Genomic DNA, 26153 nt, shown 5'->3' with positions numbered 1-26153 from the left:
CGATCGAATATGCCCGTGACTTCTCCCTGGCCCGCCGAGGCCGATCCGTTCCTCTCCCTCGAATCGCTCGACGAGTCCGCCGCCATGGCTTGGGTCGAAGAGCAGAACGCGCGCACGCGCAGCGCGTGGCAGGGCGGCGCGCGCTTCGGGGCGCTGGAGAAGCGCCTCGCACAGGCCTATCTGCCGCGCGAGCGGCCCGTGATCCCGAGCCGCTGGCAGGAGTGGGCCTACGACCTCTGGGAGGACGAGGAGAATCCCAAGGGCCTCTGGCGCCGCACGAAGTGGGCCGATTGGCGCGCGCGCAAGCCGCAATGGGAGACGCTGATCGACTTCGACGCGCTCGGCGCGGCTGAACGCATGCCCTGGGTTTGCGCGGGCATCGACATCCTCTATCCCGATGGCGATCGGGCGCTGATCCAGCTTTCGGACGGCGGCGCCGACGCCGTCGTCGTGCGCGAATTCGATCTCGCCAGGCGCGTGTTCGTCGATGGCGGCTTCGCCATCGAGAAGGAAGGCAAGCACATCATCTCGTGGATCGACCGCGATACCGCGTATGTCGGCTGGGATCACGGCAAGAAGACGCTCACGCGCTCGGGCTACCCGCGCGAGGTGCGCCGCTGGACGCGCGGCACGCGGCTCGCCGACGCGCCCGTGGTGTTCCGCGGCGAGTTCGACGACATTAGCGTGGAGGGCGATTACGACCCTGTCGAGAAGCGCCATGACGTGGTGCGCAGCGTCGACTTCTTCGATTCCTTTACCTATCGTCTCGATGAGCGCAGCCAGTGGCAACTCTATGACGTGCCCTCGCACGTGGCAGTGGGCGCGTGGCACGGCTGGCTGCTGCTCGAGCCGCGACTCGACTGGACGCTCGGCGAAACAACCTGGGCGGGCGGCTCGCTGCTCGCGATCCGCGAGGACGCATTTCTCGCGGGTGAGCGCAACGTCACGCCACTCTTCACGCCCACGCCGGTCACGTCGGCGTGCGACTGGACCAATACGCAAAACGTCTTGATCGTTTCGTGGCTCGACGACGTGCAAAGCCGCACGATGCTGTGGCAGCCGCAGCAGCAGGACGGCGCGTGGACATGGCAGTCGCGTCTGTTCCCGGCGCGCGCGAGCTCGCAGGTGGACGTGTCGCCCATCGAAGACACGCTCAATGACGAAGTCTTCGTCGACGTGGACGACTATCTGCTGCCGCCCGAATACTGGCTCGCCGATCTCGCGCAGCAGGACCTGCAGAGCTGGGAACTGCTAGACCGCTGGCCCACGCAATTCGACGCCACGCCGCTCGCCGTGATCCGCTCGCATGCGCGCTCCGCGGACGGCACGATGGTGCCGTTCACCGTGGTCGGCCCGCGCGCCGCGCTCGAGGGCGACACGCGCAAGCCGCTGCCGTGCCTGTTGACGGGCTATGGCGGTTTCGCAATCGCGCTCACGCCGCAGTATCTCGTCGGCTCCGGCATTGGCTGGTTGGAGCAGGGCGGCATCGTCGCCATCGCCCATATTCGCGGCGGCGGCGAGTATGGCACGGCCTGGCACGTGGATGCGCAGCGCGAGCATCGGCAGCGCTCGTTCGACGACTTCATCGCGGTGTCGCAGCAGTTGGTGGCCGAGGGCTATACGAGCGCGGCGCAACTGGGCATCAAGGGTGGCAGCAACGGCGGCCTGCTGGTTGGTGCGTGCATGGTGCAGCGGCCCGAGCTGTTCGGCGCGGTGGTGTGCGAAGTGCCGCTGCTCGACATGCAGCGCTATCCGCTCTTGCATGCGGGGGCGTCATGGATGGACGAATACGGCGATCCTGAGGACACCGAAGAAGGGCGTGCGCTTGCCGAATACTCGCCGTATCAGCGCGTGAAGGCCGACGTTGCGTATCCGCCGGTGCTCTTCACGACCTCGACCAGCGACGACCGCGTCCATCCCGCGCATGCGCGCAAGATGGTCGCGCGCATGCAGGAGCAGGGGCACGCGAACGTCTGGTATCTGGAGAACACCGAAGGCGGTCACGGGCCGGGCAGCGACTCGCTCGAGCGCGCGCAATACGATGCGCTCGTGTTCCGCTTTTTGTGGACCACGCTCGCCGGAACGTGGTGAGCGGCGCGCGGGCTGCGCTCGTTCGAGTGAACGTATGCCCGCGTGCGATCGACGCTTAGCCCGCAATCGTCAGATCGGCCACGACCGGCGTGTGGTCAGACGGCTGTTCCCACTTGCGCGGCACCTTGTCGATCTCGCTCGACACGAGCGAAGGCGCGAGCGTGGGCGAGAGCAGGATGTGGTCGATGCGCAGCCCCGCATTGCGGCGGAATGCGAACATGCGATAGTCCCACCACGAGAACATCTTTTCGGGCTGCTCGAATTGGCGGTACGCATCGACGAAGCCGAGCGCGATGAGGCGCTGAAACTGCGCGCGCTCTTCGGGCGAGACGAGGTTCTGGCCCTCCCAGGCTTTGGGATCGTGCACGTCGCGGTCTTCCGGCGCAATGTTGTAATCGCCGAGCAGCGCGAGTTTCGGATGCTGCTGCATCTCCACGATGAGCCAGTCGTGCAGCGCGTTCAGCCAGTTCAGCTTGTAGGCGAACTTCTCGGAGCCGGGCGCCTGGCCGTTGGGGAAGTACGCACTGACGATGCGCACGCCTTCCACCGTGACGGCAATGACGCGCTGCTGCGGGTCCTCGAAGCCGGGGATGTTGCGCACGACTGTGGCCTCGTCGACGGCGAGGCCGTCGCGCACGAGGATGGCCACGCCGTTATAGGTCTTCTGGCCCGTGAACCAGCTGCGATAGCCTTGTGCTTCGAGTTCGGCGCGCGGGAACTTGTCGTCGGTGAGCTTGAGTTCCTGAAGGCAGAGCACGTCGGCGTTGCTCTGCCCGAGCCAGTCGATGACGTGCTGCAGACGGACCTTCAGGGAGTTGACGTTCCAGGTGGCGATTTTCATGGATGGGTGAACTGTGGATCGGCCAAATACCGAATCATAGCGCTCGAAGAAGCAAGCCGGGCCGCTGCTGCGCTGCACAGCTCATCGGCTTACCATTCCTCAATCCACGGCCGCAGATCCATTTCGTGCGTCCACGCATCCCTCGGTTGTTGGTGCAGCGTCCAGTACGCATCGGCGATGTGCTCGGGATTCAGGATGCCGTCGCGCTCCTTGAGCTTGTAGCGCTCCGGGAAATTCTCGCGGATGAATTCCGTATCGATCGCGCCGTCGACGATGATTTGCGCGACATGAATGCCCTGCGGCCCAAGCTCGCGCGCCATCGATTGCGCGAGCGCGCGCAGCGCGTGCTTGGCGCCCGCAAAAGCGGAAAAGCCCGCACGCCCGCGCAAGCTCGCGGTCGCGCCCGTGAAGAAGATCGAGCCGCGTGCGCGCGGCAGCATGACTTTGGCCGCTTCGCGTCCCATCAGGAAGCCCGCGAAACAGGCCATTTCCCAGACCTTCTGATAGACGCGCGCCGTGGTTTCGGTGACGTCGAAGCGCACGTTCGCACCGATATTGAAGATCGCGGCCTCGACGGGTGCGATGTTCGCCTCGATTTCGGCGAATAGCGCGACCATGTCTTCTTCCTTGCGCGCGTCCGAGCCGAACGCGTGTGCCACCCCGCCTTCAGCCTCGATTTGCGCGACGAGCGGCGCGAGCTTGTCGGCATGGCGGCGCGTCACGCACGCGATGTAGCCCTCGCGCGCGAAGCGACGCGCGATTGCACCGCCGGTGGCGTCGCCTGCACCGATCACGAGCACGGCTTTCTTTTGGGTCATGATGTTTGTCTCCTTGTCATGTCAGGCTGCATGGGGGAATATGCGTCAAAGCATTTCACGCACAAATGGAGGAGCAACGATGAGCACAGTGAAAGTGCAGTTTCTTTTCGACTTTGGCAGTCCTAACGCTTACCTGAGCCACAAGGTGATTCCGGCCATCGAGGCGCGCCAGGGCGTGCGTTTCGAGTATGTGCCGATCCTGCTCGGCGGACTCTTCAAGCTGACCGGCAACCGCTCGCCGGCCGAGACCACCGCGCACATCGAGAACAAGCGCAAGTACATGATGCTGGAGCTGCAGCGCTTCGTCGACACGCATGGACTCACGGCGTATCGCATGAATCCGCATTTTCCCGTGAACACGCTGCAGCTCATGCGCGGCGCCGTCGCCGCGCAACGCGAGGGTGTCGAGGGGCTGTTCGAGCGCTACGTCGACCGCATGTTCGCGCACATGTGGGAGGATGGCTTGAAGCTCGACGACCCGCAGGTATTGCGCGCGACGCTCGAGGCGGACGGGTTCGACGCGGCACGCTTTGAAGCGGCGCTCGGCGATGCAGACGTCAAGGGCACGTTGCTCGCGAACACTCAGGCCGCGTTCGAACGCGGCGCGTTTGGTGCGCCGACTTTTTTCGTTGGTGAGGAGATGTTCTTCGGCAAGGACCGCTTGCGCGACGTCGAAGAGGAGATTGCGCGCGTGAAAACGTCGGCTTGAACGGAGGGGCGCGCGGTGCTTCACGCGCTCGGCGCGTGCGCATTGCGCGCAAGTGCGGGGAACGCCGGTGTATGCCATGCGTTCCCCGAGTGTTTGCCTGGGTTTGCCTGCGTCGCGGCTCAGGCTGCGGCCGTTGCCTCGGTGCTCGCGCTCACCACGCCGAGGCGTTCGCGCGCCGCTTCATACTCGCGCTTCAGGCGCGCGATCAGATCCGCCGCGGGCAGGACGTCCTTGACCGCGCCGATGCCCTGGCCCGCACCCCAGATGTCCTTCCACGGCTTCACGCGCGTCGAGCCGAAGTTCATCGCCGACGGGTCGGATTGCGGCAGCGCTTCGGGATCCAGGCCGCTCGCCACGATGCTCGAACGCAGATAGTTGCCGTGCACGCCGGTGAAGAGATTCGAATAGACGATATCGCTCGCGCCGCTCTCGACGATCATCTGCTTGTAGGCATCGATCGCATTGGCTTCATGGGTGGCGATGAAGGCCGAGCCGACATACGCGAGGTCCGCGCCCGCAGCCTGCGCCGCGAGAATCGCGTTGCCGTTGCCGATCGCGCCCGAGAGCAGCAGCGGGCCGTCGAACCATTCGCGAATCTCGTGGATGAGCGCGAACGGCGAGAGCGTGCCCGCATGGCCACCGGCGCCGGCCGCGACGGCGATCAGGCCGTCCGCGCCTTTCTCGATGGCCTTTTTCGCAAACGTGTTGTTGATCACATCGTGCAGGACGATGCCGCCCCACGCGTGAATGGCCTGGTTCACGTCCTCGCGCGCGCCCAGCGACGTGATCACGATGGGCACCTTGTACTCCGCGCACACGCCCAGATCGTGCTGCAGGCGGTCGTTCGACTTATGGACGATCTGGTTGACCGCGAACGGCGCGGCGGGCTGCTCGGGGTGCTTCGCGTTGTATTCGGCGAGCTCGGTCGTGATGCGGTCGAGCCACTCGCCCAGCACGTGCTCGGGGCGCGCGTTCAGCGCGGGGAAGGAGCCGACCACGCCCGCCTTGCACTGCGCGATCACGAGATTGGGATTCGAAATGATGAAAAGCGGCGAGCCGACGACGGGAATCGAGAGGCCGCGTCGCAGGACGGCGGGCAGGGCCATGCGTATCTCCTTGTCGATGGGACCTGGCGTGGCGGTGGGTCCCATCCCATGCAAAGCTGATGAAAGGCGGCGGCCCGGCGTGGGCGCTGCGATGTGGTTCGCGTTGCGCGCCCGCGCTTGCGAGCCGGCAGGGTCAAACATAACAAACTGACGGGCACTATGCAACTAGTTGCATAGTGCCCGTATTCAGTGTCGGATCGATTGGCGCTCAGCAGGCGATAAACCGGGGCGGCATCGCAGGGGCGTGGTTTAGAATCGCCCCATGTCGACACCGCACGCCATCCTCATTGCCCTGCTGGAAAAGCCGTCCTCCGGCTATGACCTCGCCCGGCGCTTCGACCGGGCGATCGGCTATTTCTGGCAGGTCACGCACCAGCAGATCTACCGCGAGCTTGGCCGCATGGTGTCGGCTGGTTGGGTCGCGGTCGTCGAGGAGGGCGTGGCAGACGCGGCCGCCACGCGCAAGAAGGTCTATCGCGTGCTGCCGACGGGGCGCGAGGAGGTCGAGCGCTGGGTGCGCGAAACGCAACTGGGCGTGGACGATCGCAACGTGTTCTTGCTGAAGTTGCGCGCCGACGCCGTAATCGGTCCGCTTGGACTGGACGAGGAACTGCCTCGGCTCATCGATGATGCGCGTGAGCGCCTCGAGACTTATCGCGCGATCGAGCAGCGCGATTTCGGCGCGCCGGCGCTTACGCGCGGCCAGCAATTGCAGTATGCGATTCTCAAGGCCGGGATACAGACGCAGGAATCGTGGCTCGAATGGGCCGAAGAACTTCGTCCGCTTTTGAATCGCGGCGATGCGTAGGACGTGAGAAGCGTTGCCGCACGATTATGTTCGGATTCCGAATTGATTGGCCTTGGCATGTATTGCTGGCGTGAGGCGAGCTTGAACGCTGCCGATGTAGACAAGCCAGTGCGCAGACCGAATGTTTGGAAAAAGAGTTGACGTGACGACTGCATACCCCTATAATTATTTTCTCTGACGGACGCGGGGTGGAGCAGTCTGGCAGCTCGTCGGGCTCATAACCCGAAGGTCGTAGGTTCAAATCCTACCCCCGCAACCAAAGCCCAGTAAGGCTTTCCGCGATTTAGCCCATTTTCGGGAGCAAGATTTTTCTTCGAATTTGGGCGCTATGTGGGCGCTGGCCGCGAAAAACGGCCAAAAGCAGCGCCCATAGCAACCGGCATCGGCCCGCTTCTTAGCGGGCTTTCGTCGTTTCCGGGTCGCTGACGGCTTTGCACACGCTACCCTTCCTGACCCACGCACCTGACCCGGCCAGCGGCACCACGGCCCGATTTGCGGCCCCGCTGTCCGTTTCCCAACGGAGGCCAGCCATGCCGCTGCCGGAACCCGTCGAACTGCACATCCAAACCATCTGGTCCTTCGTCCGGCTCGTTACGCTAAAGCGTGTGCTGCACGAGGCGGTGCCGGATACGAAGGTCGACTTCTGGCGTATCACGATGGGCGCGTCGCTCGACTACGGCCTGATCGAGTGGTGCAAGATTTTCGGAAGCCGGAGGGACGACACACACTGGACCAAGGTTGTGCCTGACAACCAGCACGACGCCTTCCGCACCGGCCTTTATACAGCCGTGGGAAAGACCGCCGACGAGTGGGACGCGTACCACGCCGAGATGAAGGACTACCGCGACAAGCTCGCGGCGCACATCGATCTCGGTGGCAACGTGGCGAATTACCCGAGCTTCGATGCTGCTCTCGCCGCCGCGCTCTACTACTACGCCACGTTTCTCTATCCCGAGTGGTCAGGCAAGCATCCCAACACGCGCTATCCCGCAGATATGGAAGCCTTCGCGGCGGACTACCACAAGAAGCTGCTCGACGTGGCCAACGCCGCCGCGCAGGCAACGAAGCAGTTCGAACCCGGGAAGTAGCTGCCTACGCCTCGCTCGCCGCCCGCACGCGTTCGTCGTGCCGGTCGAGCAGTTCCCCCATGCCGAGGCGCATCAGGTCCTGCACGCTGGCACCTGAACGGCGCGCAGCGGCCAGCACCTGCGCGAGCAGCGGGCCGCTCAACGTGACCGAGAAACGACGGGTATGTGCCCCCAAGTTTGGGGAGATGTTCTGCGGTGCTTTGCGTGGCATGGCGCGCTCCGTGGGAAACGAAAGGCGCGAAGGTAGCGCAGCACGCACTGGCCGTCGAGGGGCCGGTATGGCGTCGGGAATACCGGGTGTGCAGGCGGAAGGAAAACCTCGGGTATGTCCCGAGGCGCGCGGCCTGGGCAAAAACGACTTTTTCCCATTTCGTTGAGAACGAATGGTTTGCGAGGGTGCAGCGGTTCAAGCCGCCAGCCTTTTGACCCGCGCTACCCGGGCAGCGTCCACCACCACGCCCCGTTGTAGCCGTCGCCCTTGCGCTTGTGCACACCAAGGCGCTGCGCGGCAACGTTGACCGCGTGCCACGGAATACCCGCGCCGCCCGCCTGCGTCCTCACCTCGCTGCCTGAGCGCCTGCCGCCCGCGAGCAGATCGAGCAGGAACTGTTCAGCCACGGTACGGGTCCGGTCGGCTGGCGCGACTTCGGGCAGTTCATCATCGTCGGGGTAATCGAAGGCAGGTGGCTCGGTGGACGGGGGCACCCACGTCGCGGGCGGCGCGTTGCGCGCACGCAGGGCCTCGCAAACCAGATCGCCGCCAATGCGCTCGACCATTTCGTTTTGCAGGCTCGCGTATTCGATCAGTTGCTGACGAACGCCCGGGGTGACCCATACGAGGCACGGCGTGAATGACATGGTTGGCTCTCCCGACGAAAGCGGTGTGCGTTAGATGGTCCAGATGCTCGGTGTGCCCTTGGCCTTCGATGGGCGCTTGCGCTTTGACCTGTGCTTGATCGTTGATGTGCGTTTGATCGTCGGCGCGCTCTTGATGCTCGCTACACGCTTGACCGTCGAAGTGCGGGGCTTGGAAATCTTCGGCTTGTGCATGACTGCCTCCCGACGAAAGAAGCCCCCGCAAAGAGCCTGGAATCCTCGCGGGGGCTAACACCCACTGCATAAGCTGCTGCCATACCTGCCCGGGAGGCAGCGGCCCGGTTGTGCGCCCCGGCATGAGCATCCAGGGCACCGCAGCCCTTACTTCGTTGCCTTGTGAGCGGCTGCTGCCTTCGCAGCGGCACCGCCATCAGCAGCCGGGACGAGCGTGCCGTACAGCACGAGGTCGGGGCGCGGGATCGCGAGCGCCAGCCGGTGCTCGGCCAGAATCGTGACCATGTTCTTCACGAAGTTGTCGCGGTCCTCGCGCGACACGGCCACCGACATACCCTGCCGCAGCGCCACGTAAGCACCCTGCGGCGTGGCGACCGCGCAGTATTGCCCGCGAGGGATCGCGGCACTCGGCACGAACTGCGCACCGAGCACACCGGTCAGCGGCGAGAGCGGGTTCAGCAGGTACGAGCCATCCACCGACTTCATGATCGCCATGCCGATGATATCGAGCGGGTTCAGGCCGACCACGACGCGCGTTGCACCCTTGGCTTGCAGCGAGGCGACCACACCGAGCACGGTGTCGAGCAGGTTGCCGTCCGATGCGCCGTCCTGCTGCGTGCCCGCCTTCATGAGACCCTTGATGCGGTTCGCACCACCCGCACCCGAGAGCACCGCGCGGTCGGTGCTCTGGTTCACGCCATCGCGCAGTTCGGTGTCGATGAAGCCCTGCAACGCGGCCACATCGTCGAGCACCTGAAGGCTTGCCTGCTTCCACGTCGCGATCGTCGAAACCGGCACGTTCTCCGGTTCGAACTCGTTCGTGCTTTCGGGCTTGAGCGCACCTTCGTCCACCTCGTCGGCGGCGTTCGTGAAGGTTGCGCGCACCACCTGAATCACGTTGCTGGTGGTCGGCACCGACGCGAGCGCGGTCCAGAAATACGGCAGGACGATCGGCGCGACAAGCTGCTGATCCGGTGGCACCGGATAGCCCGCCGCCGCATCGCCAATCGACGAGAGCACCGCCTTGGTTTCAACGTCGAAGAACGCCTTCACGCTTGCGGGGCCGTTACCGCTCTTGTAGCCGTCGAGCAGTTCCTGCGCCGCAACCGATCCGAGCGAGCGGTTGCCACGACGACGACCCGCGCGTTCGCTGGGATCGAAACTTGCCATCTTCTGGCCGAGGTCGATCAGGTTCACGTCAAAACCGCTCACCTTCTCCATCAGCTTCGTCATGTCGTCGGCGTTCTTCGCGAGCGCGCTATCAACGCGCTGATCGCGTTCGGCCAGTGCGGCCTTGATTCCTTCCATGAGGTCCATGATTTTTCCCTAGAAACACCAGTGGGGTTCCGCGCCGCCTCGATACGGCCATTGCGCTTCGTGCTTGCCCACTGCTGCCGGTTGCCGGATCGCCGCCAGTAGTGCCGAGGCGTCCACAGAATCCCTCTGCAAGACGGACGTGACCGGCTCCCCCGGTTCCACGCGTAGCCCCTTCACGGCGCTGATCAGTTGACACGCGAGACCCTTCGACCAGCCTGCATCCCGCAGGATGGCCTCGATCTCGCGTTCGCTTTTCGCTTCCTTCAGCGATGCCGGATCGACGCGCGCCAAAGTGTTTGCGGGCGCAACGACCACGGAAATTTCGAGCAGGGACGCGCGCCTGATGTGACGGATTTCGCCATCGAGCGTCGCGCCCCCGGGTTGAATGCGATAGCCCACGCTCACGCCATCGAGCGCACCGGCCTTGAGGTGCTTGTAGGTGTCGTCGGCAAGCTGCACGCCTTCGGTGAGCCGCCCTGCGAAGTGCAGGCCCACATCGTCCTCGCGCAGATCGAGCGCACGCCCGATCAGGTTGTCGACACGGTGGTTGAACAGCAGCGGCACCGACTTCTTCACGCCGAGGCTTTCGGCCCATGCGCCGCGATCGACGATATCGCCGGTCGAGTCCACGTTGCCGAACACGCTCGCGTAGCCGGAAAACGATCCGCTCTTTCGCACGTCGAACTTCACCTCATTCACCAGCACCGCGCCATGCACGGGCAGGTCATCGAATTTCGAGTCGTCCATCACACCCCCCCATTCAATGCGACGCGCGCGTGAGGCCGTACAGCGTCTCTTTGCCGGTCACGGCATTCACACTCGCCAGCGTCTGCACGGGCAGTCCGTTCGTTTCGTCGAGCAGCACGAGCAGGAAGCCCGTTGCGTCCGCAATGATCGCGAGGCGGTGGTGATCCATGAGCGCGGCTTCCGCGATGGCCTGCGTTTCCTCGTCGAGCATCATGTACACGGCCCGGATCACTGCGGCGCTCGTATCGAGCAGATCGCGATAGGTAGACACGTCATCGGTCATGGCAAGGCTCCTGCGTTAGAAGTAGCCGTTCGACGGCTTGCCCGATGCGGGCACGTCCGGGGCCATTTCGATCCCTGCGCGTGCGGCAGGCGTCATGCCGAACTCGCGGCACGCGCGCAGGTACATCAACATCGCGCGGTTTGCGGTGCCCACGAGTGGGTTCTGGATGGCGTTGCCGTTCGTCGTCATGACGATCAGACCGTGCGTATTCGGATCGCGCGCCGCCATCTTCGCCAGCACGTTGTCGGCCTGTACGACGCGCGCCCACAACATGCACACGATCGCGAGCGCCCCACGGTCGAGCGGCGTGATGACGCCCATGCCTGCGAACACTTTCGCCAGCCGTCGCCACTCGGTATAGGCCAGCGGATCACGTTGCACATGTGCGGGCGCACTCGGCATCGTCTCGCTCGGCTTCATGGTCTTGCGCGGCGCGCGATCGGCGCGGTACGTGCCGTCGATCACGTGCAGCGCGGTCGGTTTGCGTTGCCGGGACATGGTTTGACCCCCTGTTGCCGAATTGCCGTCTTGAAAAAAAAGCAGGGCGGGGGGTGCTTCGGGAATCGGGTTTGAACATTCGATCCGCCCCCGCCGCCCGCCTTCGCCTCGCCTCGCCTCGCAACAAACGTTTCGCTTCCCGAAGCGTATGCAACACGGCGAGGCGAGGCAAGAGGTCATTGCATGGCGCGCAGCGAACGCACGACACGGTGACCATCGGCATCGATCTCAAAGAGCGCGGCGATCACATGCACGCCGTCCATCAGGGCGACGCTCACGCAGCCGGTGCCGTCTGCCACACACACCAGCCGCGCGCCGTTCGCCTCGGCTCGCATGACCTCCTGAAACGTCTCACGGTCGAAGCTGCGTCTTGCAGCCGCGAGCCAGCGTGCAGCCTCGTTCGCCAGTGTTTCGATCTCGGTGTCCATTGCTGCCTCCTTGGCTGTGCGTTCAATGCCGGGTTGTATTGCCGGGGACATAGGTGCCCGCCGAAGTGGCGGGCCGATCAAAAGGGGCTTTGGCCTTCTGCGGTGTGGTGGTGTATTCGCGCTCACCAATGCCGTCGCGCAGGTATCTCATGACGCCGAGCCACGTGGGCGAGCCGTAGTGCTTTACCGCTCTCGCCACCGCCCGATCGAATTCGGCATCGGTCACATCGGCACGTGCAAGCACCGGCAGACGTTCTGCAACGATGCGTTGATCGAATGGCGTGCTTGGCAAGCCGCCGCCGTTGTGCTCGACGAGCCGTCTTGCAAACGCGATGCACCTCGGATCGGCGCGATCCTCGTCGGTGAGCCGCTTTGCGATCTTCGCCATTTCATACGGCCACTTCCCGTTCGCGCGCGTAGGTATCTCATGCGTCGGTTGTGAAGTTGAGGCCGTAACCGCCGCACGCTGGAAAACGCGTGCAGCGGCGACGGTGCCGGATGGATTGTGATCATCGGAGGCCGTAGCCGCTGCCGCTCGGGCATCGCCTTCGGCTGCGCCGAATGCGACCGGTGTCGCTTTGCCATCTGGAAGCGCGCCGGGAACCGGACAGGCGACGGCGGTCGCGGGTTGCGCAGCAACATGCGACGCCTCCCCGGCGAGGGGCTGCGGCGCGTCGTGACCATTCACGCGAGCGACGGCCTCCTTGTCGCTCTCCTTGTCGTTACCTTGTTGGTTATCTTGTAAACCCCTTATATAGAGGGGCGCGTTAATACCCGACACCGTGTCGGGTATTGAGGCCACACCGTGTAGGGTATTTCCGCCACACGGTGTAGGGTATTTCGCCGTCTTAATCGCCACCTTCGTGTCGGGTATTTCACCGGGCGAATAGGCGACACCGTGCGGGGTATTAGACTTCGTCCTGCGCTTCGCCTTGTTCACCTTTTCTGTTGCAGCGCGCGACGGCGCAATGAGGGCGGCACCGGATGCCCACTCGGGGGTGACTTTGTAGATCGGAATGCGCTTTGTCTTGCCGCAATAGTCGCCGGTAAATTTCAATACGCCCCACGCGATGAAGTCACGCGTATAGCCTTGCGCCGAGTCGACGTTGACGTGTGCGAGCGTCGCCAGTTCCGTTATCGACTTGCGCACAAGGTCGTCGGCTTTGCCCGCCGCGAAGCAGACGCGAGCGAGATACCACTTCTCTTCCGCACTCATGGCAGGGCAATCGGGAAAGCTTTCGCATTCCATCGCGAACTTGATGGCGACGCCGCTCATGACCGGCCTCCCTTGCGCTCGCCGCCGTGCTGCGTGCAGCAGTAGCCGTGCCGTTCGAATTCGATCCACTTCGCCGGGTCTGCCTCCGCGTCATAAACACAATCGCTCTCGCCAGCAACCGCACGGAGGCACCGCTTGCCCTGGCGCGTGGTCGCGTGGCACCGGTACATGCCGCCAGCGTCCCGCCACGCGTTCAGGGTTTCAACGCTCACGCCATGAATCCCTGCAACTACGGCATCAGGGTCGCGCACGTAGTCGAGCGCTTCGCTCGGGGTGAGTGAAAACGTGTGGCCGTAGTAGTAGATTCCGGGCGGGTCAACGGTCAACTGCACGCCCGCATCGCACAACCGCGTGAGCACGTCGAGCGCCGACGCTTGCGTCAGCGGATCGTTCGGACTACGATCGTCGCTGCTCACACGTAAGGTTTTGTCGTCATCGTTGGCCGCCCCTTCATGGCGGCCTTCTTTTTTCCTGTCCATCGGTTATCTCCGTTTCGTTGCGTTCGCAAGGCAGGCGCAAACGATCACAGGTCGAGCCTTTCGGCCCGACCCACAAACGTCCTCGATACGCGGCAGAGATTTTGTGATCGCCCGACGAACGCGGGCGTAGGGTGTTACGTCACGCGGCTTCGGCGGTGCTTGCCGCCTTGGACTTCGTTTCCAGTTCGCGCGCCCACTGTTCGGCGGCGCGGTGCGTGATCAACACCTTGCGGCCCACGAACATGATCTCGGGGCCTTCACCACGCTGGCGCAGCTTGGTCAGCATCGCGCGACTGATGTGCATCAGCTTGCAGAATTCGTTGACGGTCATTGCACCGCCGCTCGGCGCGTGCTGCACCTGAACTTCGCCCATGATTTCCTCCGGTGGTTTTTTGTAAAACACGGTTGAACACGAACGAATCTAGGTGGGCGACATACGCATTGCAAGCTGCCGAACCGCCACGAAGCGCCATTGCCAACAGTGGTTAACAGCGGCCCTAGAAACGCATCTATAGCGGACATAGCGTGGCGCGATTCAGTCGGGGAAAACACCAGCACGTAAAAAATATTTCTGGCGCAGATGCAAAAACGCCTGCCGGGTGGCAGGCGCTTCGAGGGGCGGCGGGGCTTGGTGAAACGCGGTGGTCTCACGCTGCTGCGGTCTTGCTCGGCGCACGCTTTTTCGCGGCTTTACGCGGCGCGTTGAACGCCGTGTTGATCGCGTCGTGCAGGTGGTCGGGCGCGAGGTGCGCGTAGCGCAACACGGTTTTCAGATCGCTATGCCCGAGCAGGGCACGCACGCGGTTCAGGTCCACGCCCGCCGCGACGAGTTTGCTGGCGTAGTCATGGCGGCAGTCGTGAAAGCGAAACGCCGTGATTTCCGCTGCTGCCAGTAGCCCCTCCCATGCGCTTGAAACGTCCGTAAGCGGCGCGTCCGTTTCCGGGTTGCCGAACACGAACAGCTTGTGCGCGAGCGGCTTCCATGCCGTGAGGCATTCGAGCAGTTCGTCGGTGATCGGAATGTCGCGGCGCTCGTCGTCTTTCGTTACGGCGCGGCGCACGTGGATCGACTTGTGCTCGAAGTCCACGTCCCCCCATTGCAGGGCGAACAGTTCGCCAAGCCGCATCCCGGTATTGAGCGCGGTCACGACGAACGGTTGCACGTGGTCGGTGTAGCGCACATTGCGCAGCGAAGGCGGGGGCGTCTGCTTTCGCATACGGCGATGCGCGATGGTGCGCTGGCGCGCATCCCGGTTCGCTTCCTCGCGGGCCTCCATTGCCGCATACAGGCGCTCGCGTTCGTCGGCGCTCAGGTAACGCACGATGACGTCGGCCTTGCCGTTGCGCGGCACTTCCTTGGCCGGGTTGTCAAAGATGTGCCCGGCCTTCATCGCCACGCGCAACATCCCCTGAATCGCGTGCAGCTTGTTCGCGATGGTTTTGGGCTTCACGCCGGTTTTCGCTACGCGCGACTTCCAGCCTTCGAGCAGCCAGGGCGTGATTTCGTCAATCGGGCGGTCGAGCATTTCGGGAAAGGAGGCCAGCACGAGGTCGGCGTTGGCCGTGCTGATTTCGTTGGCTTCGAGGTAAGCCCGGTAATCGCCGTCGCAGAACTGGCGCACGGTGGGGCACCCGACCGTGCGGCGCACGCTTTCAGCGCGGCGGCGCTTCTTTTCCTCGACCACGGCGGGGGTGTCGCGCTTGAGCGGCGTTTCGGCCAGTTCGGCACGGGCGGCTTCGCGCGCCTCGGTCGCCTGCATGGCCGGGTACGTGCCGATGGCCTTGCGGCCTGCTTTGCCGTCCGGTTTGTAGTAACGCACGGTGAACTGCACGGTTCCGGCTGGCGTGACGCGCACCTTGAAGCCGGTGAGCGCGGCGTCGGCATATTCCTGAAACTTGCCGTTCGCGGCAAGGGTGCGCAGGAACTCGCGGCTGATGGTGACCTTGTTTTTCGACATAGTGGCTCCGTTTGGGCGGTAATTTGGGCGCTGGCGGCAAGAAACCGCCATAGCCAACAGGAACCCACTATAGCTCTAAGTCTTTGATTTTTAAACAGGCGTGGCCGACCGGAGGCATGGGTGAACAAGCAGAATCGGGCTCATAACCCGAAGGTCGTAGGTTCAAATCCTACCCCCGCAACCAAGCAGGATTCTCGAAGCCCGCATGACGAAAGTCATGCGGGCTTTTTCCTTTGCGCGTGCCTGCTCGCAAAGGAAAGGCTTTATCGCATCAACCCTCCAGCGCCCAATCCACGGCCGCCTGCGCATGCAGTGCCGTCGTGTCGTACACCGGCAACGCCGAATCCTTCGAGCTGATCAGCAGCGTGATTTCCGTGCAGCCGAGTATCACCGCTTGCGCGCCGCGTGCCGCGAGCGCTTCGATCACACGTTGATAAGTGCCACGCGATTCTGCTTCGACGATGCCATGGCAGAGCTCGTCGTAGATGATCCGATGCACGTCCATCCGCTCGCGCTCGTCAGGCACGAGCGCCTCGATGCCGTGCACCTCGCGCAACCGGCCCACGTAGAAGTCCTGCTCCATGGTGTAGCGCGTGCCGAGCAGGCCCACGCGCGTCACGCCCGCGGCGCGCAACGCCGCGCCGGTCGGATCGGCGATATGCAAAAACGGAATCGAAATGGCCGCCTCGATCGACGCGCATACGCGATGCATCGTGTTCGTCGCCAGTAGCGCGAGATCGGCGCCGCCTCGCTCCAGTTGCGCGGCCGCCTGCGCCATCTGCACGCCGAGCGCGTCCCAGTCGCCCGCGCGCTGCAAGGCTTCCACCTCGGCGAAATCGACCGTCGTCATCAGGCTGCGCGCATTGTGATGGCCGCCGAGCCGCGCCTTCGCGTAGCGGTTCAGCAGCCGGTAGTACTCTGCCGACGACTCCCAGCTCATCCCGCCAATCACACCGATCGTCTTCATCGCGCGTCCCGCCCATCATTGAATTGATCGGACGAGTATAGGCATGCCAGCGCCGCTGTACAGGTACGGTCCCGCCCGAGTCACGCAGTACGGCAAGGCGGGCCGCCGCGGACAGTTTTCTTGAAAATGGCACTGTGTTTTTGTACAGTATCAGTACTTTGAACACGCCTTCATCCGATCTCTCGCCGCCGGTGTCGCCCGAGCCTCAAACACCGGTGACTGCCGGCTTCGCTCGCAAGATCATCCATTGCGATTGCGACTGCTTTTACGCATCGGTCGAAATGCGCGACGACCCCACGCTGCGCGGGCGTCCGATCGCGGTGGGCGGGCGGCCCGACCAGCGCGGCGTGATTGCGACCTGCAATTACGAGGCGCGCCGCTTTGGCGTGCATTCGGCGATGTCGTCGGCGCTTGCCATGCGCAAATGCCCCGAGCTGCTGATCCTGCCCACGGCGATGGAGAAGTACCGCATCGCCTCGCGGCAGATCATGGCGATCTATCGCGACTACACGGCGGACGTGGAGCCGCTCTCGCTCGACGAGGCCTATCTCGACGTCTCGCGCACCACGCGCTGCAAGGGCAGTGCCACGCTGATCGCGAACGAGATTCGCGAGCGCGTGCGCGAGACCGTGGGCGTCACGGTGTCGGCGGGCGTCGCGCCCAACAAGTTCGTCGCCAAGATCGCTTCGGACTGGAACAAGCCCGATGGGCTCTTCGTCGTGCGTCCGCACGAGGTCGACGCATTCGTCGCGGCGCTGCCCGTGCGCAAGATTCACGGCGTCGGCAAGGTCACGGCGGCGAAGCTGGAGAGCCTCGGGCTGTCGACCTGCGCGCAGTTGCGCACGTGGTCGTTGTTCGATTTGCACCGGCATTTCGGCGTGTTCGGCAAGCGGCTCTACGAGCTCGCGCGCGGCCTTGACGAGCGGCCCGTGCGCGCGGATCAGGAGCGCAAGTCGGTGAGCGTCGAGACGACTTACGTGAGCGATCTGCTCACGCTCGAAGCGTGCAGCGAGGAGCTCAAGCGCCTTGCCGTGCAGCTCGACGCGCGCATCGAGCGCGCCGGCTGCGCGCACGCCGTGCGCAAGCTCTTCGTGAAGATCCGCTTCGCGAATTTTCAGCGCACGACGGTCGAGTGCGTGGCCGATGCCACCGATCTGCCCACGCTGCTCGCGCTGCTCGAAAAGGGGCTCGCGCGGCGCAAGCTCGGTGTGCGGCTGCTGGGCGCGGGCGTGCGGCTCGAGGAGGACAATCCCGCGCTGCGCGGCCAGTTCGCGCTATTCGACGACGATCCCGAAGACGACGACCGCGAAGCCGGGGCGTGACGCGCGCGCGATGCGTCTGCGAGGCGCGTTCGCTCGCCGCTTGCACGTCGCGGGCGGCTTCGTGTTGGCAGGCCATTTCAGGCGCCGATAGAATCAAGGCGGAATCGCAGCGCGATGCAAAGACGCGCAACGTCAATTCGCGAGAGAAGAAGACGCCATCGAGGAGCCATTCATGGACCTGATCATTCGCCGCGCCGTGCTCGCACATGCGCATCCTGCCGGGCATCCCACGGTCGATATCGGCATCGAGGCGGGGCGCATTGCCGCCGTCGAGCCGCATCTCGCGGCGCAGGCGCGCGAGGAAATCGACGCGGCCGGTGCGCTCGTCAGCGCGCCTTTCGTCGACGCTCACTTTCACATGGACGCGACGCTGTCCTGGGGCCTGCCGCGCGTGAATGCATCGGGCACGCTGCTGGAGGGCATCGCGTTGTGGGGCGAGCTCAAGCCGCATCTCACGCAGGAGGCGCTCGTCGAGCGCGCGCTGCAGTACTGCGACTGGGCCGTCGCGCGCGGGCTGCTGGCGATCCGCTCACATGTCGATGTGTGCGACGCGCGTTTGCTCGCTGTCGAGGCCTTGCTCGAAGTAAAGCGCCGCGTGGCGCCGTATCTCGATCTGCAACTCGTGGCCTTTCCGCAGGATGGCCTCTTGCGCAGCCCCGGCGCGTTCGACAATCTCAAGCGCGCCATCGCCATGGGCGTGGACGTGGTCGGCGGCATCCCGCACTTCGAGCGCACCATGGCCGACGGCGCGGAGTCGGTGCGTCTGCTCTGCGAATTCGCGGCGGAAAAGGGCCTGCGCGTCGACATGCATTGCGACGAGTCCGACGATCCGCTCTCGCGCCACATCGAAACGCTTGCCGCGCAAACGCATCGCCTCGGCTTGCATGGCCGCGTGACGGGCTCGCATCTCACGTCGATGCACTCGATGGACAACTACTACGTGAGCAAGCTGATCCCGCTGATGCGCGAGTCGGGCGTGGCGGCGATCGCGAATCCGCTCATCAACATCACGCTGCAGGGCCGCTCCGATACCTATCCCAAGCGGCGCGGCATGACGCGCGTGCCCGAGCTGATGGCGGCCGGCATCAACGTCGCGTTCGGCCACGACTGCGTGATGGACCCGTGGTACAGCTTCGGCTCGGGCGACATGCTCGAAGTCGCGCAGATGGGGCTGCACGTCGCGCAGATGACGGGCGTGGAGGCGTCGCGCGCATGCTTCGATGCGGTCACGGTCAATCCCGCGAAGATTCTCGGCCTCGAAGGCTATGGCATTGCGCCGGGCAGCGCGGCGAATCTCGTGGTGCTCGACGCGCGCGATGCCATCGAGGCCATCCGTCTGCGCGCGGCGCGTCTCGCCGTGGTGAGCCGGGGCAGGGTGGTGAGCCGCCAACCTGCGCAGCGCGCATCGCTTGCGCTCGAAGGACGGCCCGGGAGCGTCGATTTCAAGCTGAACCGCTAGGCGCCTCACTCAATGACAGGCGATAAAAACCGCGCACGGGACAGGTTCCCGTGCGCGGTTTTCGTGCCTTGGCGCAGCAGTGGCTAACGCGCTTAGTGTTGCGCCGGCGGCTGCTCCATGCCGTTATGGCGCAGCAGTGCATCGATGCTCGGCTCGCGCCCGCGGAACGCCTTGAACGAGTCCATCGCCGGACGGCTGCCGCCCACTTCCAGAATCTCCTGGCGATAGCGCGTGCCCGTGGCCGCGTCGAGCACGCTCGACTTCGCGGCCTGTGCAGCCTCTTCGAACGCCGCGTAAGCGTCGGCGGACAGCACTTCGGCCCACTTGTAGCTGTAGTAGCCCGCCGCGTAGCCGCCCGCGAAGATGTGGCTGAACGTATTCGGCCAGCGCGAGAACGGCGCTTGCGGAATGACGTGATAGCGCGCGTTGATCTCGCGTGCGAGCTCGTTCACGGTCTTGCCCTTCGAGGCGTCGAAGTCCACGTGCAGCGCCATGTCGAACATCGAGAACACGATCTGGCGCAGCGTGCCGAGGCCGCTCTGGAAATTCTTCGCGGCGAGCATCTTGTCGAACAGTTCGCGCGGCAGCGGCTTGGCCGTCTCGACGTGCGAGGTCATCTCGGTGAGGACGTCCCACTCCCAGCAGAAGTTCTCCATGAACTGCGAGGGCAGCTCGACCGCGTCCCACTCTACGCCGTTGATGCCCGAGACCGAGAGCTCGTCCACCCGCGTGAGCATGTGATGCAGGCCGTGGCCGAACTCGTGGAAGAGCGTGATGACTTCATCGTGCGTGAAGCACGCGGGACGGCCGCCCACCGGCGCCGAGAAGTTGCAGGTGAGATAGGCGACCGGCGTCTGCACGTTGCTGCCGTCGAGCTTGCGGCGCGAGCGCGCGTCGTCCATCCATGCGCCGCCGCGTTTGCCTTCGCGTGCGTAGAGGTCGAGATAGAACTGGGCGACCAGCGTGCCGTCCGCGTTCTCGACGCGGAAAAAGCGCACGTCCGGATGCCAGACGGCGGCGTTATCGTCGCGGATGCGCACGCCGAACAGCGTCTCGGTGACCTTGAAGAGGCCCTTGAGCACGAAGTCTTCGGGGAAGTATTGCTTGACCTCGTTCTCCGAGAACGAGTAGCGCTTCTGGCGCAGGCGCTCCGCCGCGAAGGCCATGTCCCACGGCTCGATCTGCGTGAGGCCGAGCTCGCTGGCGGCGAATTCACGCAGTTCCTGCCAGTCCTTTTCGGCGTACGGACGCGCGCGCGTGGCCAGGTCTTCGAGGAAGCTCATGACCTGGGCGGGCGACTCGGCCATCTTCGGCGTGAGCGAGACTTCGGCGAAGTTGTTGTAGCCGAGCATCAGCGCTTCTTCGGCGCGCAGCTTGAGCTCGTCGTCGACGATCGCTGTGTTGTCCCAGTCGGGCTTGCCGCCGCCGTATTCGGGCCCGAGCTCCGATGCGCGCGTGACGTAGGCGCGATACATCGTTTCGCGCATCGCGCGATTTTCCGAGTATTGCAGCACCGGGAAATACGAAGGGAAGTGCAGCGTGAACTTCCAGCCTTCCTTGTTCTCGCGCTCGGCGGCTTCGCGCGCGGCGGCGACCACGTCGGCAGGCAGGCCCGCGAGCTCGGTTTCGTTCGTGGCGTAGAACGCGTAGGCGTTGGTGGCGTCGAGCACGTGGTCCGAGAACGCCTTCGAGAGCGCGGCCTGGCGCTCCTGCAGTTCGGCGAAACGCGGCTTCTGGTCTTCGGGCAGCTCCGCGCCGGAGAGGCGGAAGTCGCGCAGTGCGTTGTCGAGAATCTTCTTGCGCTCGCCCGAGAGCAGCTCGAACGAGTTGTGGTTCGTGATGGCCTTGTACTTCTCGTAGAGCGCGAGATTCTGGCCGACGCTCGACCAGAACTCGGTCACGCGCGGCAGGTTCTCGCCGTAGACGGCGCGCAGCTCCGGCGTGTCGGCGACGGCGTTCAGGTGGCCGATCACGCCCCAGGCGCGCGAAAGCGGCTCGCTGGCGCGCTCGAGCGGTTCGACCACGTCGCTCCACTGCGAGGGCGTCATCGGCTGGGCCGCGCGATCGACGGCGGCGTTCGCGTTCGCGAGCAGCACGTCGAGCGCGGGCGTCACGTGTTCGGGACGGATCTCGCCGAAGCGCGGCAGGCCGGTGAAATCGAGCAGCGGATTGTCGGAGGGAGTAGTTGCCATGATGCGTCCTGTTCCTTCTGTCGCGGTTGATTCGCTGTGAGGTGAGCCGGGGCGCCACGCACCTGCGCGCACCCCGATATGCCAGTTATTGGGGCGCGGTGCGCACTTTCCAACCGGTGCATCCGAGCAAATTAACAGAAGTCCGGCCGCGGCGGCGCAATCGCGGCGTGGCGGGGTGCGCGTCGCCTATGCGCGCACGAAAAAAAGCGGCCTGCGCGCCTGGCGCCGGGCCGCTTTGCGACGGCTTCGCGAGTGTGCCGGATTGTGCCGGCCTGGCTTGCCTCGCGCTCAGATACCGGCCGCGCGCTCCGCCGCCTCGATCGTGTTGACGAGCAGCATCGTGATGGTCATCGGGCCCACGCCGCCCGGCACCGGCGTGATGAAGCCGGCCACGTCCTTCAGGCCCGCGAAATCGACGTCGCCGCACAGCTTGCCGTTGTCGTCGCGATTCATGCCCACGTCGATCACGGTCGCGCCGGGCTTGATCATGTCGGCGGTCAGCACGTTGCGCTTGCCCACGGCGGCCACCACGATGTCCGCCTCGCGCGTGAGCTTCGCGATGTCGCGCGTCTTGCTATGGCAGATCGTGACCGTGGCGCCCTTTTCGAGCAGCAGGAGCGCCATCGGCTTGCCGACGATGTTCGAGCGGCCGATCACGACGGCGCTGGCGCCCTCGAGCGGAATCTTGTATTCCTCGAACATCTTCATCACGCCATAGGGCGTGCAGGGGCGGAACAGCGGGCGGCCCGTCATGAGCGCGCCGGCGTTGGCCACGTGAAAGCCATCGACGTCCTTTTCCGGCGCGATGGCCTCGATCACCTTGTGGCTGTCGATGTGCTTCGGCAGCGGCAACTGCACGAGGATGCCGTGAATCTTCGGATCGCGGTTCAGTTCGTCGATGCGCTTGAGCAGGTCGGCTTCGGAGAGCGACTCGGCATAGCGGTCATACGACGAATAGAGGCCGTTGTCTTCGCAGGCTTTCACCTTGTTGCGCACATAGACTTCGCTCGCCGGATTGTCGCCGACCAGCACGACCGCGAGGCCGGGCTGATGGCCGCGGGCGGTGAGGGCGGCGGCGCGCGTGGCGACGTCGGCGCGCAGTTTCTTGGAGAGGGCGAGGCCGTCGATGAGGGTGGCTGTCATGGTCGGTCGAGTTCGAGAGTGGGCAATGCGGAGATGCATGCCGGAGCGCGGCGGGCAGGCCGTCGCTCGTGCGTCGGGACTATCGGTTGAAGCGGGCGCCGGCTGCGAAGGCCGACATTATACCCGTGCGGCGCGCGCGAACTGTCGCGGCCAGGCGATACGCCGGCCGGACGAGGCAGGAAGAAACGGTGGGAATGTGGTAGGGAAGGCGCCGCGCCCATGCGCCGATACGGCCATGCGCCGGGTGCGCCGTTCCCTTTTCGTGCCGGCCCGCGCCGGCCGGCAGCCTTACTGCGGTTGCTGCGCCTGTTGCGGCTTGTTGGAGAGCGCGAGACGCAGCAGGTCGGCGACCGTGTTCACGTTCAGCTTTTCCATGATGTTCGCGCGGTGCGCTTCCACGGTCTTGATGCTGATGCCCAGGTCGTCGGCGATCTGCTTGTTCAGGCGGCCCGCGATGATGCGCTCGAGCACCTGATGCTCGCGCGCCGTGAGCTTGCCGAGTCGCTCGGCGGCGGCGCGCTGCTGCTGCACGTTGGTGCTTTCGCTGCGGGCCTTGTCGAGCATGCGCTCGACGAGCTTGCGCAGTTCGGCTTCGTCGAATGGCTTTTCGATGAAGTCCATCGCGCCCTTCTTCATGGTCGAGACGGCCATCGGCACGTCGCCGTGGCCGGTCACGAAGATGATCGGCAGCGAGGCGTTGTCGGCGATCAGGCGCTCCTGCAGCTCGAGTCCGCTCATGCCCTGCATGCGCACGTCCAGAATCAGGCAGGCGATCTGTCCGGCCTGCTGGGCCGGCTGGTATCCCTCGAGGAATTCTTCCGCGCTCGTGAAGCACTGCACGCGGTAGCCATTCGCTTCAAGCAGCCAGCGCAGGGAATCTCTTACGGCCTCATCGTCGTCGACAACAAAGACGGTTTCCTGAGTGGTGACTGGGCTGTTCATGGCTCTCCCGTAACGGTTTGTGGAGTCGGTTCGTCGGATCCGTCGCGCGAGGGATGATCCGATTCGCCGATGGGCAGACTGCAATGGAACGTGGCACCGCTGATATGGCCGTCCGCTTCGACGTTGTTGACCACCCAGAGGCGCCCGCGATGCGATTCGATAATCGAGCGGCAAATGTTCAGCCCCATGCCCATACCATCGGACTTGGTGCTGTAGAAAGGTTCGAAGAGTCGCTCGGCGGTGGCTTCGTCCACGCCCGGGCCCTGGTCCACCACGCTGATGCAGACGTTGCCGCCTTCGCGCTTCACGATCACGCGGATCACGGGATCGACCAGATTCGGGCGCGCGTCGGCCATGGCTTCGGCGCCGTTCTTCAACAGGTTGACGAGCACCTGCTCGATCAGCACCGGATCGACGTAGATCACGGGCATGCGCGAGCGCATGTCGGTCACGATGCGGATGCGGCGCTTGCGCGCCTCGATCTCGGCGAGGCCCACGGCGTCGGCGACGATGTCGGCCACGCGCGTGGCCTGGCGCTTGGGCTCGCTGCGCTTCACGAACTCGCGGATGCGCTTGATGATCATGCCCGCGCGCACCGCCTGCTGCGCGGTCTTTTCGAGCACGGGCAACAGGTTGTCGGGCGCGGCGCGCCCCGATTTCACGAGCGCGACGGTGCCCGAGGCGTAGTTGTTGATCGCGGCGAGCGGCTGATTCAGCTCGTGCGCGAGCGACGAGGCCATTTCGCCCATCGTCATGAGGCGGCTCGTGAACTGCAGCTTCTCGTCCTGCTGGCGGGCCAGTTCCTGAGCCTGCTTGCGCGTGGTGATGTCGGTCGCGATCTGCATCTGCGCGAGGTGGCCGTCCACCCACTGGATGTACTGGCGCCGCACCTCGAACCACTTCTGGATGCTCTCGACGTAGACTTCCTGCGCGTCGGCGGCGCTCTCGGTGAGCGCGGTGGCGGGCAGGCCGGCGTAGGCGTCCACCATGTCGATCGAATCCGACGATGCGGCCGCCGAATCGAAGCCGCCGCCGCCGGCCAGTTCCAGATGGCCGTCCGGACGGATGCCGAACAGATGGCGGTAGTAGCGGTTGGCAAACAGCAGCTCGGCTTCGTCGGCGGCGAGCACCGAGACGGCGGCGTCGAGGCTCTCGAGCACCGTGGTGAAGCGCTCGTGCGCGGCGGCGAGCTCTTCGCGCGCGCGCTTGGGTTCCGTGATGTCGGTCATCGACGACATCCAGCCGGTCTGGCGGCCCGAGCTGTCGATGAGCGGCGAGACATAGAGGCGCGCGTGGAACTGCGAGCCGTCCTTGCGGCGCACGCGCAACTCGAAGCCCGACGAAGGCGCCTTGCCGCGCAGCGTCATGTCGAGCTGGCGCTGCATTTCGGGGTAGGCGTCGCGCGGCCAGTAGGGGAACGGCGCGTGCTTGCCCACCAGATCGCTTTCGTCCCAGCCGGTCATGCGGCAGAACGCCGGGTTCACGTGCGTGATGCGGCCGTGCATGTCGAGCACGCGCATGCCGATCAGCACCGAATTCTCCATCGCGCGCCTGAAGAACGCTTCCGCGTACAAGGCCTGCTGAGCCTCAAAGCGCTGGCGCGTATGCTTCCACAGACTCCACAGGCTCCACAGCACGAAGCAAGATAAACCCGCGACTAGCCACACGAGCGTATTGTTCGTGAAGTTGGTCATCTGCGGGAACGAGTACACGCGCACGGAGACGCCCTGGCCGGGCGGATCGAGCGGCAGGTCGTAGTAGACGTCGTGCGGCAGGCGCGGGCGCGTCGAGGTGGTGGCGAGCTCGCGGTTGTTGGCGTCGAGAATCGAGATCTTGTACTTGGCGGACAGCTCGGGCGGGATATCGTGCTTCAGGATCCCTTCGACCGAGAACACGGCCGCGATCGTGCCGAGGAAATCGCGGTCGCGGTACACCGGCGTCTGCAAGGTGATGTAGCCGTTGCCGACGTCGTCGTAGATGAGCGGTGAGTAGACCTGGCGGCGCGTCGAGCGCGCTTCGGCGAAGGCGGCCTTCACGGCCTCGTCCATCTGCGCGTCGTTGGGCTTGGCAAGGCGCTGGCCGAAGACCGGCATGGCCGTGTTGGGCCAGCGGGGCTCCTGCTGGCTCGTATACCAGTTCAGATAGAGGATCTCGGGATGACCCTGCATGATGTCCGTGGTGGACGTCTGGAAGTACTGCGGGTCGGCGTGGCCTGCAATGAGGTCGCGCGCGAGCGCCTGCAATTGCTCCTGCGCGCCGGTCATGGACAGGCGGATCTGCTGCTGCGCCCAGGCCACGTTGCGATAGAGCGTGTCTTCCTGCTGCTGCTGCTCGCGGCGGTTCAGGCTCCACAAGATCAGGCTCATGACGATCAGGAAGACGAGGATCGACAGGAGCGGCGTCAGCAAATAGGAATTCGACCACCAGGGTCCGTGGTGCCAGCGGGACGGCGAGGACTCGCCGGGCGAGCCGGGCGGTCGCGCCGAGCGTGTGAAAAGCCGTTCGGTCAACATGGCAAGGATTGTAGCTCAGCGAAAGAGTCGGGAACGCCGTGAAAAAAGCGGTAAATCGCCGATAAACGGGTGCAAACTGGCCGATATCGGCACAAGGGCTCGAACGATTAAGCGTGCA

26 protein-coding genes and 1 tRNA gene are annotated in these 26153 nt (G+C 64.7%); 7 read left to right on the top strand and 20 right to left on the bottom strand.

Annotation, left to right across the window (positions count from 1 at the left end; all coding sequences use genetic code 11):
- Nucleotides 1–9 precede the first annotated feature (9 nt).
- Nucleotides 10–2091 (top strand): prolyl oligopeptidase family serine peptidase, encoded by a 2082-nt coding sequence (locus E1956_RS12270; RefSeq protein ID WP_134749181.1) that lies wholly within the window; start codon nucleotides 10–12, stop codon nucleotides 2089–2091.
- A gap of 55 nt (nucleotides 2092–2146) precedes the next feature.
- Here the strand turns inward: E1956_RS12270 and xth are convergent, their stop codons facing one another.
- The gene (gene xth, locus E1956_RS12265; protein ID WP_028216853.1) at nucleotides 2147–2932 is read right to left on the bottom strand and encodes an exodeoxyribonuclease III; all 786 of its coding nucleotides are present in this window, start codon (nucleotides 2930–2932) and stop codon (nucleotides 2147–2149) included.
- 89 nt (nucleotides 2933–3021) lie between these two features.
- Nucleotides 3022–3750: an SDR family oxidoreductase gene (locus E1956_RS12260; RefSeq protein WP_134749179.1), complete on the bottom strand. Its 729-nt coding sequence runs from the start codon at nucleotides 3748–3750 to the stop codon at nucleotides 3022–3024.
- A 79-nt stretch (nucleotides 3751–3829) separates the two neighbouring features.
- Between E1956_RS12260 and E1956_RS12255 the strand changes: the two genes are divergently transcribed.
- Nucleotides 3830–4459 (top strand): 2-hydroxychromene-2-carboxylate isomerase, encoded by a 630-nt coding sequence (locus E1956_RS12255; protein WP_134749177.1) that lies wholly within the window; start codon nucleotides 3830–3832, stop codon nucleotides 4457–4459.
- Between the two features lie 119 nt (nucleotides 4460–4578).
- On the opposite strand, the gene E1956_RS12250 is transcribed toward E1956_RS12255, so the two are convergent.
- On the bottom strand, nucleotides 4579–5565 hold the full coding sequence (locus E1956_RS12250; RefSeq protein WP_134749175.1) for an NAD(P)H-dependent flavin oxidoreductase: 987 nt from the start codon (nucleotides 5563–5565) through the stop codon (nucleotides 4579–4581).
- A gap of 262 nt (nucleotides 5566–5827) precedes the next feature.
- Between E1956_RS12250 and E1956_RS12245 the strand changes: the two genes are divergently transcribed.
- The 3 genes from E1956_RS12245 to E1956_RS12235 all read left to right on the top strand — a co-directional run bounded on the left by E1956_RS12245 (nucleotide 5828) and on the right by E1956_RS12235 (nucleotide 7461).
- Entirely contained in the window at nucleotides 5828–6373 is a 546-nt protein-coding gene (locus tag E1956_RS12245) for a PadR family transcriptional regulator (protein WP_134749173.1), read from the top strand.
- A gap of 182 nt (nucleotides 6374–6555) precedes the next feature.
- Nucleotides 6556–6632 (top strand) — tRNA-Met (locus tag E1956_RS12240).
- A gap of 271 nt (nucleotides 6633–6903) precedes the next feature.
- Nucleotides 6904–7461 carry a hypothetical protein gene (locus E1956_RS12235; RefSeq protein WP_134749171.1) on the top strand — a complete coding sequence of 186 codons (558 nt, stop codon included), beginning with the start codon at nucleotides 6904–6906 and terminating at the stop codon, nucleotides 7459–7461.
- 4 nt (nucleotides 7462–7465) lie between these two features.
- On the opposite strand, the gene E1956_RS12230 is transcribed toward E1956_RS12235, so the two are convergent.
- The 13 genes from E1956_RS12230 to E1956_RS12175 form a co-directional block, all read right to left on the bottom strand.
- The gene (locus E1956_RS12230; RefSeq protein ID WP_134749169.1) at nucleotides 7466–7672 is read right to left on the bottom strand and encodes a hypothetical protein; all 207 of its coding nucleotides are present in this window, start codon (nucleotides 7670–7672) and stop codon (nucleotides 7466–7468) included.
- Nucleotides 7673–7893: 221 nt separating this feature from the next.
- Nucleotides 7894–8319 (bottom strand): hypothetical protein, encoded by a 426-nt coding sequence (locus E1956_RS12225; RefSeq protein ID WP_134749167.1) that lies wholly within the window; start codon nucleotides 8317–8319, stop codon nucleotides 7894–7896.
- 30 nt (nucleotides 8320–8349) lie between these two features.
- Nucleotides 8350–8511: a hypothetical protein gene (locus E1956_RS46100; protein WP_167760006.1), complete on the bottom strand. Its 162-nt coding sequence runs from the start codon at nucleotides 8509–8511 to the stop codon at nucleotides 8350–8352.
- A gap of 147 nt (nucleotides 8512–8658) precedes the next feature.
- The gene (locus E1956_RS12220; protein WP_134749165.1) at nucleotides 8659–9828 is read right to left on the bottom strand and encodes a phage major capsid protein; all 1170 of its coding nucleotides are present in this window, start codon (nucleotides 9826–9828) and stop codon (nucleotides 8659–8661) included.
- Nucleotides 9829–9837: 9 nt separating this feature from the next.
- A complete protein-coding gene (locus E1956_RS12215) occupies nucleotides 9838–10575 on the bottom strand; it encodes an HK97 family phage prohead protease (protein WP_134749163.1) in 738 nt (245 codons plus the stop codon).
- Between the two features lie 13 nt (nucleotides 10576–10588).
- Complete coding sequence (locus E1956_RS12210; protein WP_134749161.1) at nucleotides 10589–10858, bottom strand: hypothetical protein; 270 nt, start codon at nucleotides 10856–10858, stop codon at nucleotides 10589–10591.
- Between the two features lie 15 nt (nucleotides 10859–10873).
- Complete coding sequence (locus E1956_RS12205) at nucleotides 10874–11356, bottom strand: phage terminase small subunit P27 family (RefSeq protein WP_167760005.1); 483 nt, start codon at nucleotides 11354–11356, stop codon at nucleotides 10874–10876.
- Between the two features lie 176 nt (nucleotides 11357–11532).
- Nucleotides 11533–11784, bottom strand: a complete 252-nt coding sequence (locus tag E1956_RS12200) for a hypothetical protein (protein ID WP_134749157.1) — start codon at nucleotides 11782–11784, stop codon at nucleotides 11533–11535.
- Nucleotides 11785–11806: 22 nt separating this feature from the next.
- A complete protein-coding gene (locus tag E1956_RS12195) occupies nucleotides 11807–13060 on the bottom strand; it encodes a hypothetical protein (RefSeq protein ID WP_134749155.1) in 1254 nt (417 codons plus the stop codon).
- On the bottom strand, nucleotides 13057–13539 hold the full coding sequence (locus E1956_RS12190) for a hypothetical protein (protein ID WP_134749153.1): 483 nt from the start codon (nucleotides 13537–13539) through the stop codon (nucleotides 13057–13059). Before E1956_RS12190 ends, E1956_RS12195 begins: the two co-directional genes overlap by 4 nt.
- Nucleotides 13540–13678: 139 nt before the next feature.
- Complete coding sequence (locus tag E1956_RS12185; protein ID WP_134749151.1) at nucleotides 13679–13912, bottom strand: helix-turn-helix domain-containing protein; 234 nt, start codon at nucleotides 13910–13912, stop codon at nucleotides 13679–13681.
- 274 nt (nucleotides 13913–14186) lie between these two features.
- Complete coding sequence (locus E1956_RS12180) at nucleotides 14187–15497, bottom strand: tyrosine-type recombinase/integrase (RefSeq protein ID WP_167760003.1); 1311 nt, start codon at nucleotides 15495–15497, stop codon at nucleotides 14187–14189.
- A gap of 271 nt (nucleotides 15498–15768) precedes the next feature.
- Nucleotides 15769–16464 (bottom strand): aspartate/glutamate racemase family protein, encoded by a 696-nt coding sequence (locus E1956_RS12175; RefSeq protein ID WP_134749147.1) that lies wholly within the window; start codon nucleotides 16462–16464, stop codon nucleotides 15769–15771.
- 191 nt (nucleotides 16465–16655) lie between these two features.
- Between E1956_RS12175 and dinB the strand changes: the two genes are divergently transcribed.
- Together dinB and E1956_RS12165 are read left to right on the top strand one after the other, a co-directional pair.
- Complete coding sequence (gene dinB, locus E1956_RS12170; RefSeq protein WP_232071423.1) at nucleotides 16656–17786, top strand: DNA polymerase IV; 1131 nt, start codon at nucleotides 16656–16658, stop codon at nucleotides 17784–17786.
- Between the two features lie 172 nt (nucleotides 17787–17958).
- Nucleotides 17959–19245 (top strand): amidohydrolase family protein, encoded by a 1287-nt coding sequence (locus E1956_RS12165; protein WP_134749143.1) that lies wholly within the window; start codon nucleotides 17959–17961, stop codon nucleotides 19243–19245.
- Nucleotides 19246–19337: 92 nt separating this feature from the next.
- On the opposite strand, the gene E1956_RS12160 is transcribed toward E1956_RS12165, so the two are convergent.
- The 4 genes from E1956_RS12160 to fixL all read right to left on the bottom strand — a co-directional run bounded on the left by E1956_RS12160 (nucleotide 19338) and on the right by fixL (nucleotide 26035).
- Nucleotides 19338–21437, bottom strand: coding sequence for a M3 family metallopeptidase (locus E1956_RS12160; RefSeq protein ID WP_134749141.1), 2100 nt, complete (start codon nucleotides 21435–21437; stop codon nucleotides 19338–19340).
- A 288-nt stretch (nucleotides 21438–21725) separates the two neighbouring features.
- Nucleotides 21726–22580, bottom strand: coding sequence for a bifunctional methylenetetrahydrofolate dehydrogenase/methenyltetrahydrofolate cyclohydrolase FolD (gene folD, locus E1956_RS12155; protein WP_134749139.1), 855 nt, complete (start codon nucleotides 22578–22580; stop codon nucleotides 21726–21728).
- A gap of 288 nt (nucleotides 22581–22868) precedes the next feature.
- Entirely contained in the window at nucleotides 22869–23522 is a 654-nt protein-coding gene (gene fixJ, locus E1956_RS12150; RefSeq protein WP_028216864.1) for an oxygen response regulator transcription factor FixJ, read from the bottom strand.
- Nucleotides 23519–26035, bottom strand: a complete 2517-nt coding sequence (fixL, locus tag E1956_RS12145) for an oxygen sensor histidine kinase FixL (RefSeq protein ID WP_134749137.1) — start codon at nucleotides 26033–26035, stop codon at nucleotides 23519–23521. The genes fixJ and fixL overlap by 4 nt, the downstream gene beginning before the upstream one ends.
- Nucleotides 26036–26153 lie beyond the last annotated feature (118 nt).

Source organism: Paraburkholderia pallida, assembly GCF_004524855.1.
GTDB classification, from domain to species: Bacteria; Pseudomonadota; Gammaproteobacteria; order Burkholderiales; family Burkholderiaceae; genus Paraburkholderia; species Paraburkholderia oxyphila.
The sequence above is the reverse complement of the archived record's forward strand: the minus strand, read 5'-3'. Positions and strand labels throughout refer to the sequence as shown.